This is a genomic window from Sphingosinicella sp. BN140058 (assembly GCF_004135585.1).
GTDB lineage: Bacteria > Pseudomonadota > Alphaproteobacteria > Sphingomonadales > Sphingomonadaceae > Allosphingosinicella.
In genome coordinates this window covers 2,516,140-2,533,198 of the sequence record NZ_CP035501.1, presented here as the reverse complement: position 1 = coordinate 2,533,198, position 17,059 = coordinate 2,516,140, and the positions used below count along the sequence as shown (strand labels likewise).

Here is a 17,059-nt window from a genome sequence, read left to right as displayed (position 1 = left end):
GGCCTACACTCCCGAAATGTTTGGAGCCGTCGGGGACGGCCGCACCAACGACAGCACAGCCTTCGCCAAGCTCGCTACGGCCGTCAGCATGAACGGAGGCGGCATCATCGAGCTGCGCAGAACAACGTATCTCCTGGCTGCCCAGCTGCCAAATGGCGCGCGTTCACCCTATCATTACGAGCCGTTCAAGCTCCTCGAGTTTACCGGCTGTCGAAAGCCGTTGATCATTCGGGGCAATGGCGCACGGCTGAGATGCGCCGCCGGTCTGCGCTACGGCGTCTTCGATGCCGCCGGCGCGCCCGCGCAGACTCAGATGCCGTATTTCGGCCCAGGATTGGCAACGCCCTACCGTTTTCTCGTCAAGGCGGAGAATTGCACGGGTGGGGTGGAGATCTCGGATCTCGAACTCGACGGCAACCTACCGGGGCTGCTGATCGGGGGCCAATATGGTGACACGGGAAGGCAGATACCCGCGATCGGCCTGGCGCTGATCAACAACGATTGCTCCGAGATGATTCGGAACGTCCACAGTCATCACCATGCACAGGATGGCTTTTACATCGACGGTATCGACCGGGAACCGATCAGGGAGCGCCTCTTCTGGGAATGCCGGTCGGAATATAATGCCCGTCAGGGCTGCAGCATCGTAGGCGGATCTGGCTACCTGTTCGAAAGGTGCCGATTCAATCACACCGGACGATCAACGATCTCGAGCGCGCCTGCCGCAGGCGTGGACATCGAAGCAGAGGGCGGCAAGCGCAATCGCGGCTTCCGGTTTCTCGATTGCGAGTTCTCGAACAATGTCGGGTGCGGCATGGTCGCGGACACCGGGGATTCCGCAGATGCATCCTTCACCGGCTGCACGTTCATCGGGACGACCAATTGGGCGGTCTGGCCGAACAAGCCGGGGTTTCGGTTCCACCGCTGCCGGCTGATCGGAGCGTCGGCGCGCGCCTTCGGCGACAATGATCCGGCAAGGGCAACCCAATTCCACGGGTGCACGTTCATCGACGATCCCAAGCTGACCCCAGGCGGGAAGGTCTACGGCGGTACCAATAAGGATCATCCGCTCTTCGATCTCGCGGAATCGGTGAACGTGCTGTTCAACCGCTGTACCTTCCTTGCGACACGCAGCGCCGTGATGCCGTGGTCGACCAACGCGATCTACGTCGATTGCACGATGAGTCAGGCGCGAAAGGTGCAAAGCTTCCCACGTGGGACTTGGCGCGGGCGAAATCTTCTGAACGGAGCGATCGAGCTCGGCGCCTCGCGCATTCAGGGGCAGGTAATCCTCAACGGCCAGCCGCGGCGCTGAGCGGCATCGGCGTGGCCTCCACGCTGTCCGAGGCATCGGCAAGCCAGCTTTGGAACATCAGCACCGTCCAGAGTGCCTGCGTGGAGTCCTTCTCGCCCGAAAGGTGCGCCCGCCACCGCTGCTGAACCAACCCGGCCTCGAAATAGCCATCCTCATGCAGCCGGCGTGGATCGAGAAGCGCCTCGGCCCAGTCACGCAGCGGTCCCTTGATCCATCCGCCCACGGGAACGGCGAAGCCCGCCTTTGGGCGGTCGAACAGCTTTTGTGGCGCATGCTTGTAGAGCAGCCGCTTGAGAATTTGCTTCCCCGACCCGCCGCTTATCTTCATCGACAGCGGAATACGCGCGGCGACCTCGGCCACGCGATGGTCCAAGAAGGGGATCCGCGATTCCAGGCTCACCGCCATGCCTGCGCGATCGACTTTACAAAGGATGTCGTCCGGCAGGTAAGAGACGGCATCGGAATACATCATCCGGGCGACATCGGGAGAGTCCGGCGCGAGCGTCATGTCGTAACGGGCGAGCGCCGGCAGGGGTGCCTGCGGCATGATCGGGGACGCCTTCCCCGCCCACTCGTCGAGAAAGGTGTCGACGAGATCCTCGAGCGTCGCGCAATCCCGCATGGTTCCGAAGAGCTTTTGCACCTTGGTACCAAAAAAGGCAGGGCGCCGGCCGGCCGGCAGCACGGCCGACAAGCTGTTCCAGCCGGCGGGCGGCACCTGTGCCAGGCAAGAGCCCAGCGCGGCGCGAAGCGGACGCGGCAAGCGCTTCAGCTTCGACCAGAGCCGTGACGTCGCGATGTAGCGGTTGTAGCCACCGAACAGTTCGTCGCCGCCGTCGCCCGAAAGCGCCACCGTTACATGCTCCCGCGCCAGCCTGCTCACGAGATGGGTGGGTATCTGCGAAGAATCGGCGAAGGGTTCGTCATACATCTGCGGCAGGAGTGGAATGACGTCCTGCGCTTCGCGCGACGTGATGTAGCGCTCGTGATGCTCGGTGCCGAAGAAGGCGGCGACTTCCTTGGCGTAAACGGCCTCGTCAAAGCCCGCCTCGGCGAAGCCGATCGAGAAGGTCTTGACTCGACCGGGCGCGTGCTTCTGGTACAAAGCGACGATGGTCGAGGAGTCGATGCCGCCCGAGAGGAATGCGCCGACGGGAACGTCCGCCACCGCCTGACCAGCGACCGCCTGCGCAAGGACATTCTCGAGTTCCTCAAGCGCCTCATCGGGATTGCCGATCGGATTGGCCAGACCGGCAACCATCGTCTCTCGATAGGACCAGTAGCGATCAAGCCTGATGTCGCCCGATTGACCCTCGATCGGCGGGGACGCCATACGTTGGCTCGCCGAGGTGGCTTCGACCGTCAGGATGCAACCCGGCTCGAGCTTGTAGATGTGATCGTAGATCGAGAGCGGCGCCGGTATGTAGGCACGCGCCCCGAGCACGCGCAGGGCATCGCGGTTAATCGCATGCGTGAAATCGGGATGACGGCGCAGGGCCTTCAGCTCCGATCCGAACACGAAATCGCGGCCGGCCCAGCCATAGTAAAGCGGCTTCTCGCCAAATCGATCCCGGGCCAGCTGCAGCGTCCGGCTGCGGTGATCCCACAGCGCCAGTGCGAACATGCCGACGATCTTGCGAAGCGTTGGCTCGAGCCCCCAGGTCGCGACGGCTTCGATCAGGGTTTCGGTGTCGCTGTGTCCCGTCCAAGCTACCGTGCGAAGGGCGTCGAGCTCGGCTCGAATCTCCAGGTGATTGTAGATCTCGCCGTTGAAGGCGAGCATGTAGCGCTCATCGTCCGACGGCATCGGTTGATGCCCCATCGGCGACAGATCGACGATCGAGAGACGACGGTGCGAAAGGCCGATACCGGCCACTTCGTCGAACCAGATGCCGCCATCATCGGGGCCGCGGTGCGTGATCGCCCGCCCCATATCTTCAAGCAACTGCGGTGAACGGCCGCCGCTCCCCAAGATGCCTGCCAAACCGCACATGTTCTTTCACCCGGCACCCCGGCGACTGCTGTCGAAAACAGCTCCGGATCGTTGACGATGGGATCCCTTAACCGGCAGGGCGGCCCATTGGAAGGGAGGTGATAACGACGAACATAGCGGTGCCTCTTTGCTTGATGGTCGTCCGGGCCGCGTTGCCCGCGCTCGCGCCGCAGGACACCCGCGCTGGGGATTGATAAACCCCCGGACAGTCCCTAATCGGCGCTGAGCAACGGGGCCTGCGCCCGCGCAGAGGACGATCATGAAGGCAATCATTCTTGCTGGGGGTCTCGGTACCCGTCTTGCCGAAGAAACGGCCGTGCGACCAAAGCCGATGGTGGAGATCGGCGGACGGCCCATCATCTGGCATATCATGAAGATCTACTCGCATTTTGGCGTGAACGACTTCATCGTATGCCTTGGCTACAAGGGTTATTTGATCAAAGAATATTTTGCGAACTACGCACTCCACATGTCGGACGTTACGATCGACATGCGCAAGGGCACGACCGAGGTGCACCGTAACACCGCAGAGGACTGGCGGATCTCTCTCGTCGACACGGGCGACGAGACGATGACCGGGGGACGTCTGAAACGGGCTATGTCCTATCTCGGCGACGACGATACCTTCTGCCTTACATACGGCGACGGAGTGGCGGACATCGACATCGCCAAGGAGATCGAGTTCCACCGCAGCCATGGCAAGGAAGCCACGGTCGCTGCAGTGCGTCCGCTTAGCCGCTTCGGACAACTCGATCTCGACGGTGATCGAGTCCACGCCTTCGCTGAAAAGCCGGTAGAGGAAGGCGGCTGGATTAACGGCGGGTTCTTTGTTCTTTCCCGTTCTGTGGAGAAATACATCGAGGGCGATACGACCGTCTGGGAGCGCATGCCCCTCGAACAACTCGCAGCCGGGGATCAGATGCGTGCCTATTTCCACGACGGCTTCTGGCAGCCGATGGATACGCTGAGGGATCGGCATTTCCTTGAGGAACTCTGGCAGAAGCGGCAGGCGCCCTGGCGGGTTTGGTAGGCCACAAGGGGCGAACCGCCCGCTGGCCCGATCACCGCGCTCCGGCGCGGAGCCGACCGGCAATATCGTCGACGGCTGATGCGAGATCATAGGAGAGCTCAAGCCCCAGCTCGCCTCGGGCGCGTGCAATCGAGGGCACGTAGCGATCCACCGCCGGATCCGTAATTGGCGGAACCTCGGCCGGGACGCCAAAGCGTTCAGCGACGACGCGCGCTACGTCTCCGACCGTCACCGCTTCGTCGGATCCAACATTGTAGATGGGGCAGGTTGAATCTGCGGCCTCAGCGATCGTCAGCAACCATGCGACCAGATCGTCGGCGTGCATGTAACTGCGGACGACCGCCTTGCGGGCATTCACTCGCACCGGTCGCCCGGCGAGGCCGTCCGCAAGGAAGTTGCCGATCGCGAAATGCTGATCGCGTGGAAGATGGTAGCCTATAAAGGCAAAGCAGCGTGCGACTGCGGTCCGGACGGAAGCCGCGCCGAGGGTGGCAAGAAGCGCTTCCGACGCGCGCTTGGCCTCCGCATAATCACGCTTGGTAGCAACCATCTCTGCCGTTGCCGTGAGCACATGATCCTCGCGGAGCGCCGCAACATGCCCTGGCTGCTGGCCATAAACAGCGCCCGAGCTTGCCAGTACGATCCTGCTTTGGCGGTGCTCGCGCGCGGCGATCCGCACATAGTTCCCGATAGCTGATAAGATGCGCTCGCACTCGCCCTTCGCATCCTGGGCGTAAAGGCGAGCATCCGTCGTCGTCGCAGCGTGAATGACCAGGTCCGCCGCGGGCAAGGTCTCGGCAATCGCGACATCGAGATCATGAAGCGCGACGCCTGGCCCGACGAGGTCGGGATGCGTCGTGCGAAGCGCCGAGGCGCTCCGCGCGACGACATCGATCCGATCGACGGACCAAGGGTTCAGCAAGCCTCGACGGTAGGCGTCAAGGAACGACTTCCCGAAGAATCCCGTCCCCCCGATCAGGAGAAGTGAGCGCCCTGACATTGCTGGCTTCGCTCAGAGATCAGCGAGGTAGTCGATTTCGGGGGTCATCCGATCGATTGGATTGGATTCCATCGACCCCGTCGCGGTAATGCGGCTGCTGATCTTGGGGAAATATGTCTGTTCGGGATCGATCGGGACGATGAATGCCGCTGGCCCCTGCAAGGCCATCAACTGCCGAAAGGCGGGATCATCCTCAAACTGCAAAGGCAGACTCAGCACCGGAATGTCCCAGGCCGGGAAGAGCTTCGCCCAATTTGGAAGACCCAAGCCAGAACTTTCGTCGCACCCAAGATATTTACCGTCGAAGTAGTTGCGCTGGGTCATACGGATCGAAGCATAGCCCTGATCATGAAAAATAAAAATTTTCAGATTCAACTTGTTTACTGCGACCGTGCCGAGCTCCTGGAGGTTCTGAGCAAACCCCCCATCACCTTCGATCAAAATGGTTCGCCTGCCGCCACCCGCAACCGCGGCGCCGATCGCTCCGCTCAAGCCGTAGCCCATCGAGGCGAGCGATCCATTGTGGACGATACGTTGGCCGAGCTTTTGCTTGTAGATCTGCAAAGCAGTCGTCGAGGCACTGCCGCTGCTGCAGGGGATGAACAAGTCTTCCGGGGTGGTGACATCGTCAAGGCGAACCATGAAATCGTAGGGGGAGATATATTCCGGCCTCGATTGATTCACCGGTTCCACGCGGGGGATAAGGTCCCTGATCCTGCGCGCATGTGCCAGCCAATCGGCCTTGGCAGGGAGCTCGGTAGCGAGCAGCGCGGCGAGGAAATGATTGGGATCGGCGTGGTATCTATGATCCGTTCGGGGATGCCCCTTGTTCAGTTCCGCAGCATCGATCTCGACCTGGACGACAGTGGCGTCTCGACCGAATTCCTGCCAGTTGAAGCCCGTGCGCTGAAGGCCCAATCGAGTGCCCACCGCCAGGATCAAATCTGCTTTCTGGATGATGATGTTTGAACTGCGCTGCCCCCACGTGTCGGGACGTCCCAGATAGAATGGATCATCGCCATCGAAGCGATCGAATCCGTTCCAAGTCGTCATTGTCGGAATTCCGAGCGCCGCGAAACGGTCTCGCAGGCGCTGCACCGTCGAGTAATCGACGCCGCCGCCAAGCAACACCACTGGGCGCTCGGACCGGCGGTACAGATCGGCGGCGAATTCAATTTCCGATTCGGTCGCAGTCGGCAGCTTCGGCGGTCCGACTGGCGGAAGGGCGCTCTCCGCGACTTGGGCGGCCTGAACGTCGAGCGGCATTTCCAGGAAGACGGGCCCTTTCCTCGGCTCCCAGCTGACGGCGATCCTATCCAGGAATTCCTGGGCGGAAATCGGCTCCATGAAGCGGTACGAGAGCTTGGTGGTCGACTCGACAAGCGCAGCACCGTCGATCTCTTGAATGCCGCGTGAGCGGACCTGCTGCATGGCCAGGTCAGTGGTCTTTACCTGCCCACCGATCACCAGCAATTCCCGGCCCTCCAGCCAGGCCCCGGATATGGCCGTGACAATGTTGGTCAGGCCCGGCCCGGCCGTGACCAAGGCCAATGCCTTCGCGGGGGCGGCGATCTCGTTGAAATATTCCGCTCCGATGCCGGCCGCGACTTCGTGCACGACAGGGATGCCCTTGAGGTAGCGATCAAGGCTTTCGGTGAGGTGCATAATGTTGCCGCCGCCGACATAGAAATAGTGGGTGTAGCCGGCCGCCTTGAGCCAGGCGCCGATCTGATCGCTGTATTTCATCAGTTTTGCTTCTCGGTGAGGGTCAGGAGCGAGGAGATGATCGTGAAGATCTGGTGGTGGCTGAGACTGCTCAGATCGGAATGATCGTAGCCCCAATTTGCGTGCAGAGGGAGATGAACCATGCCTTCGAATGGCTCGAGATGCGAGTTCATGTCATCAACGTAAACGATCAGCCAGCGTCCGCGCTCCAGCCAGTTCTGCTCCTGCGCGACCGCCAGCTTCGAACCGGCGCGCCGGATATCTTCCTGGCCGAAGACACGGATGACATCGGCATCGTGGAATGCCAGGGCCTGGCGGATCGAGGCCACGTTGCGGGTGGAGAGGATCGCAAATCGGTGGGGGTAAGCGATCAGCAACGGCCGTATCAGAAAGAAGAAGTCGTATGGAGGCATCACCTTGGGCCAGTCGGGATCCTTCGTGATTTCCTCTCGCGCCGCGAAAAAGGCGCTGGCAAACGCCCAATCATCCTCCTCCGGGTCGATCTCCCGCAGCATCGATGGGAGGATCGTGCCGCGCGCAATGTTGTACAAGCGATTGTAGTGCCAAGCGTCTGTTACGACCGAACGGAAGGTCTCGAACTCGTTGAACGAGACATCCTGACGAAAGCCGGGGCGCCCCTCGGCCGCTTTCTGCGCAACGGTGTAAGCTTCATAGTTACTATTGAAGAGTACGCCATCGAAGTCGAGAAGGAATTGCAGCTCCATCAGCGCATGCTCCACTTGATTTGCGCGGCTACGCGCGCAAGGAAGATCGGTGTTGCGATCCTGAAGTCATTCATCTCAGTTTCTCACTAGGTCCTTAATGCGATATGCCGAGCCTTGCCGCCTCGTTCATCGACAGCGTTGCGGAAGCCGCGAGTTGGACGTTCAGGATGATTCTGCTCCCGCCATACGTGACGTGGACGACGCTCGTTGATCGCGAAGCGCCAAAAATGCGCGGATCTGTCCGACGCTGACATCGTGCGCGTCTTGCCCGCTCCCGACAGCCTTGTGCCAAGCCACAATCGCGTCGATCGCTTGTTCCAGGGTGAAAGTGGGCCGCCAACCCAGTTCGGTACGAGCCTTGGAGCAATCCAGCTTCAGCAAGCCAGCCTCGTGCGGAATTTCGCCGTCCCAATCTCGCCAGCGGCTTTGCACCCCCCAACTGTGCGCCATTTTGTCGACGATCCATGCCACTGGGCGCGCGTCTTCGTCAGCGGGGCCAAAGTTCCACGCTTCCGCGAAGCGCCCGTCGCCGCCGAGCAGCCGCTCCGCGATCCCGACATAACCCACAAGGGCCTCAAGCACATGCTGCCAAGGGCGAACCGCGCCGGGCGAACGAATAATCGGATCTGCGCCGGCTTCGAACGCACGAACGAGGTCCGGAACGAGACGGTCGAGAGCCCAATCACCGCCTCCGATGACGTTCCCCGCCCGCACGGAGGCCACGGCGGTGCCGTGTTCGGAGAGCCGGGCCACCGGAAAATAGGAGGAGCGGTAGGCGGCAATGATGAGTTCGGAACATCCTTTGCTGCTGCTGTAGGGATCGTGGCCACCCATCGGATCGGTTTCACGGTAAGGATAGACCCACTCGCGGTTCTCGTAACATTTGTCGCTGGTAACGGCGATTACAGCCTTGACGGTGCCAAGCGCGCGCACTGCTTCCAGAACGTGCACGGTGCCCATAACGTTGGTTCCATAGGTTTCGACCGGATGATCGTACGAGTAACGAACAAGCGGCTGGGCCGCCAAATGGAAGACGACATCGGGGCGAGCATCCCGCATCGCGGCAACCAATGTATCGTGATCGCGCACGTCCGCGACCACGCTGGTCATCGTCCCGCTCAGCCCCGCGGCTTCGAACAGGCTCGGATCCGTCGGGGGCGCGAGCGCGTATCCGGTCACCTCGGCTCCGAGTTCCTGAAGCAGCATGGAAAGCCAGCTGCCCTTAAATCCTGTATGGCCGGTGATGAAAACGCGGCGTCCATTCCAATCGGTCATCCGGTGATACTCAGCTGAGAGAGAAGGCCTGCGGCCTTGATGCGGGGGCGGGAGCCACAACATGCGCTGGCGCTCTCGACAGATCGACACGGTTTCACCAACACCCTCCATTATGAGCCCGGGAACCGGTTAGAAAATTCGGGCGGCCGGCGCCAGCCGGTTGCGGAGGCTTGCCGGAATCGCACAAAGTTGTAGGTGCTCGCACGTGCAAGATGGACCGGGGACAAGTACCTTGAACAGGATCGAACATGGCCTTGCCCTTCTTCGGCGGGGACCGATCGCATGGATCCGCGATCCGGAAGCGCGCCGCTTCCTGCTCTTCCTGTTGGTCGGAGGTCTGAACACCCTGGTTGGATACGGCATCTTCGCCGCATTGATCCTCATCGGACTCCCCACTCCCGCGGCGGTGATTGCCGGTACGGTCCTCGGCATCCTATTCAATTTCGTATCGACAGGCTCGGTGGTTTTTCGAAACCGAACGGGGCGGCTACTGCCTCGGTTCGTAGCCGTTTACGTGGTGCAGATGGGGATGAACATAGCCGCCATCAGCGCTCTTGAGAGGGCTGGCCTGCCGCCTTTGACAGCCGGGGCGCTGATGGTACCGCCGCTTGCGATTTTCACCTATTTCGCAATGCGGCGGTTCGTTTTCGTCGACGTGGACTGACCGGGCTTACTCGAACACGGCCCATGCACAATTGGGCTGGTGAGGAAAGTGCTGGAGACGCAGATTGTTGAGGCCGAGGACCTCCTGGACGGCGATCGTCTCACCCGGGAACGGCAAGACATTCAGCTCATCGAACACCAGAACCGACCCCTTGGTCAGCCGCGGCATGATCGCCTCGAGAACATCCTTGGTGGGCTTGTAGATGTCCATGTCGAAGATCGCCATGGAGATGATGGCGTGCTTGTTGTCGTCGAGCCACTTGTGCACCGTCTCTGAGGCATCCCCCTTTACCAGCTCGAATTTGCGGATGTGAGAAATCGGCGCATTTGCCTCATGCAGCGTCAGCAACCGCTCGAGCACCTGCTCGTGGCCTTCTTCAACGCGGTAATCGCCCTCGTTGAGGTGGGCGCCATCGTTGACCGGGTCGACGCTCGGAAAACCAGCGAAGGTATCGAACCCAACAATGCTGCGCCGGTAGTTATAGGGTTCGTAGATGCCCCGAAGGTTGGTCAGGAGTGCGAGCGTCGCGCCCCATTGCACGCCAAATTCGCAGATGACGCCGGGCACTCCCACGATCTTTCGATAAAGCTGATCGTAATAGAGGGCGCGGCTAAGCGTCTGTCGGGTGAGCGCAACGAGAGTGTGCCCGTTCCAGCTTTGTCCGAACTTCGGCAGAAGATCGGCGTAGGTGCTTTGCAGCTCGTCTACCAGCCCCTCCTCGGCCTCCGTCCTTCCAGTGATTTCCCGCTTTGCGTTCATCTTGAACGGGCTCGTCTGCATGATCAGCTCCAATTTCTAAATACGTTTCAGGCACTCGCCGCCTGATGATCCGGCCGCTGGAACGAGGTCCGCGGCCGCCGCACTGCATTCCGGTCGGCACCGCCGGTGCCGATCACACGAGACGGCGCCCTGGCCCTCAGCCACGGCGCGAACCCAGAACCGGCTTGCACGCCAGCGCCGGCCGTAGACGCCGCGCACCGTTTGAGACGCCTCAGCCGACTGCAGCGATCTGCTGCGGCGTCACCTTGCGAGCCCGCGCTTCCATCATTTCGATACGAGCGAGATCCTCGTCGGCAATACGCTGGTAATATTCCCGCTTGTTCTTGAGCCAGAGCAACTCGAAGTCGACCGCATTGGCGATGCCGTCGAAGATCGCATCGGTCGTAACCGCTGCTCCGTCGAAGATGACCTTGCGTGTTTCGAAGCGATCAAGGCGCACCGCCTGGATCTCACGCAAGGCTTCCACCGCGTCGGGCGACACCGAGCCACCCACCACCAGCTCGAGATCCGCCGCACGGCAAGCCTGAGCCACCTTCAGCACCGCGTCCGTGATTGACCTTTCGTTGATTGCCCCCCGCGGCATGCCCCGCGACAAGGTGAAATCAACCCGGCCGAAGACCACGCCATCAACGCCCTCCTTGGCGAGAGGCAGCATGTCGTCCAGATTCTGCAGCGTTGTCTCGGTTTCCAGGTTGAACAGGAACTCGGTACGGGCTTCGTCCGGACCATGGGTCTTGTTCTTGGCATCAACGAACTTAGACAGTGCGTAACGAGTTTCGACCATCGGCGCGATGATATAGTCCACGCCGTAGACCTTGCTGGCGAGCAGGTCCGATACAGCCTCGCAGCCGCCAATTTTCAACGCTACCTTGAGGCCCGCCCGCTGCGCGAGCTCGAGCAACCGGTGAAACTCGTCGGGGCGCGTACCTTCGGCCTCGAACTCGGCCTTCACTGCCACCACCCCGTGATGATCGCGCCCTTTCTTCAAGAGGTCCAACATGTTCCGCTCGGTCGGAGTCACGACACACACCCTTTTCTAAGTCTGAGATGTGATTGGCTTGGCGGAGCCGCACCCGTACGTCAACCCGTATCGGCTTGAGACCGCCGCCTTCGGCGCCGTGACGCCGGGCCGCCGCCCTGCAGGCGCAGGGCGCGCCGACGATCAGAAGTTCAAGCGCTCTTTCTCGATCACATGCGGTCGCTTTTGAACCTGGGTGTGGATCGCACCGACATACTCGCCGATAATGCCGATGAAGAAGAGCTGAACCGACATGAAGAAGAAAAACCCGATCAGAATGGGCGCCGTTCCAAGGGCAAACTGGCTCCAGAACAGGAGCTTTGCAATCAAATAACCCAGTGCAATAAACAGACTGGCGGCAGACAGGAAGAAGCCTGCCATCGTGGCCATACGTAGCGGAATTTTCGAATGATTGGTAATCCCTAGCATCGCGATATCGTACAACTTGTAAAAGTTGTTGCTTGTTATTCCGCGCTTTCGAACAGGCTGATTGAAGGGGATCAATGCCGCTTCGTACCCAAGGTCGGCAATGAGGCCGCGGAAATAGGGGTACGGATCATCAATTTGGCGTAACTGCTCCACCACCACGTGGTCGTAGAGCCCAAATCCCGTGTAGTTCTTAATAAGTCGAACCTCGGACAAACGGCCACTGAGATCATAGTACAACTTCCGGATCGCATACATGGCGGGCGACTCCTGCGACTGGGTCTTGACACCCAGCACCACTTTGAAGCCCTCGCTCCACTTCGCAAGAAAATCCGGGATCATCTCAGGGGGGTCCTGAAGATCGGCGACGAGGTGGATCACGGCCTCACCGCTTGCCTGGAGGATGGCATGATAAGGCGACCGGATGTGGCCGAAATTGCGGGTGTTGAGGATCACCTTCGTCCGGCTGTCCTCGCCCGCAAGCTGACGCAGCACCTGTGCGGTTCCATCGGTGGAAGCATTGTCGATGAGGATGTGCTCATAATCATAATCCGGTAGTTGCGCGAACACCCCCCGGATACGGGCGACAAGCTCCCGAACGTTTTCTTCTTCGTTGTAGCACGGGGTGACGATCGAAATGAGCTTGTTTGCCATGGCGCGCCGCATCGCATCAAATCCGGCGCGCTGCCAAGCGAAAACGCTCCTCCACGGCGTGCTCCTCGGCACGCCCGTCCCCTGCGCGGGAGCGTGCCCCATCGACGTTCTGGTTTGAAGCCGCTAACGAGCGTTTCGAAATCGACTTGGCAGTGCAGCCACCTCCCCACGACAGGATCGACATGACTGACGATTTGCGTTCTGAAATCATCCGCCTTGCCCGACAGTTTCACGAGTCACGCCCTCCGGCTCCGTTCGTGCCTGGAGAGACCTACATACCGCCGTCGGGAAAGGTGATGGACGCGGACGATTGCGCGAACCTCATCGATGCCTCCCTCGACATGTGGCTGACCGCCGGGCGCTACGCCGATCAGTTCGAGACCGAGGTCGCCGCGATCTTCGGCCGTCGCCATGCGAAGCTGACCGTGTCCGGGTCTGCCGCGAACCTGTTGGCGTTCGCTTGCCTGACCTCCTGGAAACTTGGCGAGAAGAGGATCAAACCGGGCGATGAAGTGATCACGGTGGCGGCAGGCTTTCCGACCACCGTTGCGCCGATCGTTCAATATGGCTGCATCCCAGTGTTCGTCGATGTCGATGTCGAGACGCACAACGTCAACGTGGACCTCCTCGAGGCAGCGATCACGCCGAAGACCAAGGCGGTTATGATCGCTCATTCACTCGGCAATCCGTTCGACGTTCAGAGGGTGGCAGCGATCTGCAAGGCGCACAACCTGTATCTGATCGAGGATTGCTGCGACGCCTTTGGCGCGCTTGTCGGCGGTCAGCACGTTGGGACGTTCGGGGATGTGGCGACCCTGAGCTTCTATCCTGCGCACCACATCACCATGGGCGAAGGCGGTGCCGTTCTCATGAACAGCCCGCTGCTCGCGAAGATAGCCGAGTCGTTCCGCGACTGGGGCCGCGATTGCTATTGCAAGCCCGGCGTGGACAACACCTGCAACAAACGCTTCGGCTGGCGGCTGGGCGAGCTGCCCAAGGGCTACGATCACAAATACACATATAGCCATATCGGCTATAACATGAAGGTCAGCGACATGCAGGCGGCCGTCGGAGTGAGCCAGCTCAAGAAGCTCGATCATTTCGTGGCGCGACGGCGGGAGAACTTCGCCGGCCTGGAGCGAAGGCTACGGGACGCGGGTCTGGACGAGCTCTTCCATCTGCCGGTTCCCACCCCCGGCACCGATCCGAGCTGGTTCGGCTATCTTCTGACGGTCCGGGACGGCAGTGGCGTCAATCGGAATCTGCTCACGAAGACGCTGGAGGAGCGCAAGGTGGGTACCCGGCTCCTTTTCGCCGGCAACCTCACCAAGCAGCCTGCCTTCCGCGACGTCGCCTATCGGGTGCACGGCACGCTCGACAACACCGACAAGATCATGAACGACAGTTTCTGGATCGGGGTCTGGCCGGGGATCGACGAGGCACGCCTCGATTATATGGTAGAGACGATCGCCTCCGTGGCCACGGAAATTCGCGGCCGATGAGCGATCTGGCCATGGCGAAGCGTGGACGGCGCCTTGCAACGATGGCTCCGCCGCTCTGGTTGAGCGGAGCTCTGCTTTTCGGTGCGATAGCGTTCGCCTCACTGGCGTTGATCCTGCCGAACACCTACACCAACAAGTACGTCATCGACTGCTTCTACTTGCTGAACGCCGGCTACCTGGTTCACCACGGCTACGTTCCGCACGTCGATTTCGTGTGGCAATTCGGCGGTTACGAGATCTACCTGATCGATTGGGCGATGCGACTCTTTGGCCCGACGTTCAAGGCGATCGAGCAGGCGATCGTCATCGGCTTCTTCATCTGCGCGGCGCTGTTCTACTGCGGCATCGCGCGCCAGGCTCGCCTCGCCACGTTCGCGCTCCTGCTGGTCCTGCTCTCTGCAACCAGTTTGACCTGGTCCCCTTTCGAAGACGGCGGAGCCGAGATATTCCGCCATTCCTACTCGATGTACTACAACAGGCTGTGCTGGGCCTTGGCGATCACATGCTATGCGACGGTGCTGCTGTCAGACCAGCCTCTCCGCCAAGTGGAGTTGTTCGTATGCGCGGCGGCAGCGTTCCTGATCCTCGTCACCAAGCTCACCTTCGCCATTCTGCTCGTACCTGCCGCTGCTCCCTTGCTTTACCGCAACGGCTTGAAAGGACTGCTTCACTGCGCGTTGTACGGGATCGCAATGATCGCCATGGGCTGGGCCGTTCTAGGTTATGGGCCGGAAGCCTATATGAAGGCGCCGGGCGACCTTTCCGCGGTCGCAGGGGTAGGGTTCATCATCGACTGGGCGTTCCGCAAACTCTTCTATAACAGCCTTTATAATTTCTTCGGGCTAGCAATCGCGGCCGGGTCGATCGCTTATCTTTGGGTTACGCGCAAAGAAGGAAGGTGGCTGGCAATCAAGTTGAGCGTACTCGCTGCGATCCTCCCGCTCGGTATGCTCGCTACGCTGACGACCGGCTCCCTGGATTATTTCATCGCCGCGACCACCCCGATGATCGCGTTCGTCGTGATCATGGCGGCGGACGAAGGCTTGCATCGGGAAGACGGTGAGGCCCGCATGTTCACGATCGCTCTGGCCGTATACGCCCTTACCTTCATGACACCCTACCTGATGAACGTGCTGGTTGGGCTTCGCGGTCAGGCACGTGGCGGCGAACTTTCCCTGTTCAAGAGCGGTACGCTTGCGGGACTGATCGTCGAACGGCCGGAGACGTCCCAGACGCCGCTATTTACGCGGCCCTCGATCGCCATCAAGAAGATTGGCGATCGGCTGCACCTCGAACAAAGCGCGCGGTGGATGGGGGATTACGAGTGGCAATATGCCCATGCGGATGGACTCGCACTTCTGTCCCGCTTGCCGAACATCCGGCAGCGGAAGGTCCTAAGCTTCTACTCGAGCACATGGCCTTTCGTGCTGCAGTCCCAACCAGTCCTCAGCTTCCCGCTTGGCGCAAGTCACGAATCACCGATCATGAAAGCGCTCAATGCTATTCCAGCCGACATTGACACGGTGCTGGTACTTCGTGACGATCGAACCAACGAGCTCCACTCCCGGTTCCTGCCGTCCCTGAGACAGCAGTTCGACATCCAGGATCGATCTACGATGTGGGACCTCTACATACGGCGTCCCAGCGTCTGAGACCACAATAGATGATGGGCGGAACGGCACTGTGACCAGATCGGACAATAACGGAGGAGCCGTCCCGCCATGCAGGTTTGATCGGCGATGACTAGGACGCTTCGTGCCGCCTTCATCGCAAACGGCAATCCGCGTGACATCAAACTCTGGTCCGGCACGCCCCACCACATGCTCAAGGCGCTTGAACGGCAGTTCGACGTCACATTGGTGGTCGAGCAGGTATGGGCGGATTGGTACCGGCCGCTCGGGCGAGCGGCCAAGCTGCTGACGGGAGGACGCTTCGAGTATAGCTGGTCGCGCTTCTACTCGCGTCTTGCGGCGGCCCGCACAATCAGGAAGCTCGAAGCCGCTCGCCCCGATGTCGTGTTCGCCGTCGCGCTGACCGACGCCGCCTATCTTTTCACCGAGCGCCTGCCGGTCGTCACGATTACGGACGCGGTCATTCCCGATTTGGTAGAATATTACGACATGTTCCGCCAGCTTTCGGTGACCGCCAAACGCAAGGCTCGCGCCGCCGAACACCGCGCCTTCCACGAATCTTTGCTGGTGCACTTTCCGTCTCATTGGGCCTGTCGGTCTGCCATCGAGAAGCAGGGCATGCCCGCCGAACAGGTTGTGCAAATCGCCTGGGGGGCCAACATGCCACCAGAGCGACGCCTCCCGCGCCGACTTGGGGGCGGGCCCGTACGCTTGTTGTTCGTCGGCACCGACTGGAAACGCAAGGGCGGCCCAGTAGCTCTCAGTGCGGTACGCGCGCTTGCAGAACGCGGGATCCAGAGCTCGCTCGACATCGTCGGCTGCAGCGAGGAGGTGCTGGAAGGTGCATCGCCACTGCCGAACGTCACCTTCCACGGCTTCATCGATAAAAGTTCCCCGGCGGACCAAGCGACTCTGAATCGCCTGTACTCAGAAGCCTCTTTCTTCATCCTGCCAACTGCCGCCGAAGCATGGGGGATCGTGTTCGCCGAAGCAGCACATCACGGACTCCCGTCGCTCGGCTATGCCACCGGCGGCGTCACGACTGTGGTAAGCGACGGAGAAACCGGCATTCTGCTGCCGGTCGGTTCTTCGGGAGACACGTTCGCGAGTCATATTGAAGCGCTGCTGAACCATCCCGACGCATATGAGCGGATGTCGGCCGCAGCGCTGGAAGACGCCGCGAACCGTCTGGACTGGCAGGTCTGGGCTGCTAAGCTTGAGCGGGTGGTTCGCCAGCGGCTCGATCTCGGCAGGTCTCCAATTTAGCAGCCCGCCTGCAGCTGACCCGCATCGTCATTGGAATGGATTTCGCACTGCCGAG

General features: G+C 60.8%; 14 protein-coding genes. 6 read left to right on the top strand and 8 right to left on the bottom strand.

Annotated elements, in window-relative coordinates; translation table 11 throughout:
• Positions 1 to 16 precede the first annotated feature (16 nt).
• Complete coding sequence (locus ETR14_RS11485; protein ID WP_165356411.1) at positions 17 to 1,315, top strand: right-handed parallel beta-helix repeat-containing protein; 1,299 nt, start codon at positions 17 to 19, stop codon at positions 1,313 to 1,315.
• On the opposite strand, the gene asnB is transcribed toward ETR14_RS11485, so the two are convergent.
• Positions 1,293 to 3,248: an asparagine synthase (glutamine-hydrolyzing) gene (gene asnB, locus ETR14_RS11480; RefSeq protein ID WP_243455874.1), complete on the bottom strand. Its 1,956-nt coding sequence runs from the start codon at positions 3,246 to 3,248 to the stop codon at positions 1,293 to 1,295. The two genes, ETR14_RS11485 and asnB, sit on opposite strands and share 23 nt — an antisense overlap.
• 319 nt (positions 3,249 to 3,567) lie before the next feature.
• Between asnB and rfbF the strand changes: the two genes are divergently transcribed.
• The gene (rfbF, locus tag ETR14_RS11475; protein WP_129384721.1) at positions 3,568 to 4,338 is read left to right on the top strand and encodes a glucose-1-phosphate cytidylyltransferase; all 771 of its coding nucleotides are present in this window, start codon (positions 3,568 to 3,570) and stop codon (positions 4,336 to 4,338) included.
• 31 nt (positions 4,339 to 4,369) lie between these two features.
• Here rfbF and ETR14_RS11470 read toward each other — a convergent pair whose 3' ends face one another.
• The 4 genes from ETR14_RS11470 to rfbG all read right to left on the bottom strand — a co-directional run bounded on the left by ETR14_RS11470 (position 4,370) and on the right by rfbG (position 9,063).
• Entirely contained in the window at positions 4,370 to 5,260 is an 891-nt protein-coding gene (locus ETR14_RS11470) for an NAD(P)-dependent oxidoreductase (protein WP_243455873.1), read from the bottom strand.
• Between the two features lie 90 nt (positions 5,261 to 5,350).
• On the bottom strand, positions 5,351 to 7,084 hold the full coding sequence (locus ETR14_RS11465; RefSeq protein ID WP_129384719.1) for a thiamine pyrophosphate-binding protein: 1,734 nt from the start codon (positions 7,082 to 7,084) through the stop codon (positions 5,351 to 5,353).
• Positions 7,084 to 7,788, bottom strand: coding sequence for a hypothetical protein (locus ETR14_RS11460; RefSeq protein WP_129384718.1), 705 nt, complete (start codon positions 7,786 to 7,788; stop codon positions 7,084 to 7,086). The genes ETR14_RS11465 and ETR14_RS11460 overlap by 1 nt, the downstream gene beginning before the upstream one ends.
• 162 nt (positions 7,789 to 7,950) lie before the next feature.
• Positions 7,951 to 9,063: a CDP-glucose 4,6-dehydratase gene (gene rfbG / locus ETR14_RS11455; protein WP_129384717.1), complete on the bottom strand. Its 1,113-nt coding sequence runs from the start codon at positions 9,061 to 9,063 to the stop codon at positions 7,951 to 7,953.
• Positions 9,064 to 9,295: 232 nt separating this feature from the next.
• Here rfbG and ETR14_RS11450 point away from each other — a divergent pair, with 232 nt between their 5' ends.
• Positions 9,296 to 9,727, top strand: a complete 432-nt coding sequence (locus ETR14_RS11450; protein WP_165356410.1) for a GtrA family protein — start codon at positions 9,296 to 9,298, stop codon at positions 9,725 to 9,727.
• A gap of 6 nt (positions 9,728 to 9,733) precedes the next feature.
• Here ETR14_RS11450 and ETR14_RS11445 read toward each other — a convergent pair whose 3' ends face one another.
• The 3 genes from ETR14_RS11445 to ETR14_RS11435 all read right to left on the bottom strand — a co-directional run bounded on the left by ETR14_RS11445 (position 9,734) and on the right by ETR14_RS11435 (position 12,605).
• Positions 9,734 to 10,507, bottom strand: a complete 774-nt coding sequence (locus ETR14_RS11445; protein WP_199192740.1) for a TylF/MycF/NovP-related O-methyltransferase — start codon at positions 10,505 to 10,507, stop codon at positions 9,734 to 9,736.
• 211 nt (positions 10,508 to 10,718) lie between these two features.
• Complete coding sequence (locus ETR14_RS11440; protein WP_243455872.1) at positions 10,719 to 11,528, bottom strand: aldolase/citrate lyase family protein; 810 nt, start codon at positions 11,526 to 11,528, stop codon at positions 10,719 to 10,721.
• A 141-nt stretch (positions 11,529 to 11,669) separates the two neighbouring features.
• Positions 11,670 to 12,605, bottom strand: a complete 936-nt coding sequence (locus ETR14_RS11435) for a glycosyltransferase family 2 protein (RefSeq protein ID WP_206186024.1) — start codon at positions 12,603 to 12,605, stop codon at positions 11,670 to 11,672.
• Here ETR14_RS11435 and rfbH point away from each other — a divergent pair.
• The 3 genes from rfbH to ETR14_RS11420 all read left to right on the top strand — a co-directional run bounded on the left by rfbH (position 12,599) and on the right by ETR14_RS11420 (position 17,004).
• A complete protein-coding gene (gene rfbH, locus ETR14_RS11430; RefSeq protein WP_243455871.1) occupies positions 12,599 to 14,107 on the top strand; it encodes a lipopolysaccharide biosynthesis protein RfbH in 1,509 nt (502 codons plus the stop codon). The two genes, ETR14_RS11435 and rfbH, sit on opposite strands and share 7 nt — an antisense overlap.
• A complete protein-coding gene (locus ETR14_RS11425) occupies positions 14,104 to 15,759 on the top strand; it encodes a hypothetical protein (RefSeq protein ID WP_129384714.1) in 1,656 nt (551 codons plus the stop codon). Before rfbH ends, ETR14_RS11425 begins: the two co-directional genes overlap by 4 nt.
• An 87-nt stretch (positions 15,760 to 15,846) precedes the next feature.
• Positions 15,847 to 17,004 carry a glycosyltransferase family 4 protein gene (locus ETR14_RS11420; RefSeq protein ID WP_129384713.1) on the top strand — a complete coding sequence of 386 codons (1,158 nt, stop codon included), beginning with the start codon at positions 15,847 to 15,849 and terminating at the stop codon, positions 17,002 to 17,004.
• Positions 17,005 to 17,059: the final 55 nt, after the last annotated feature.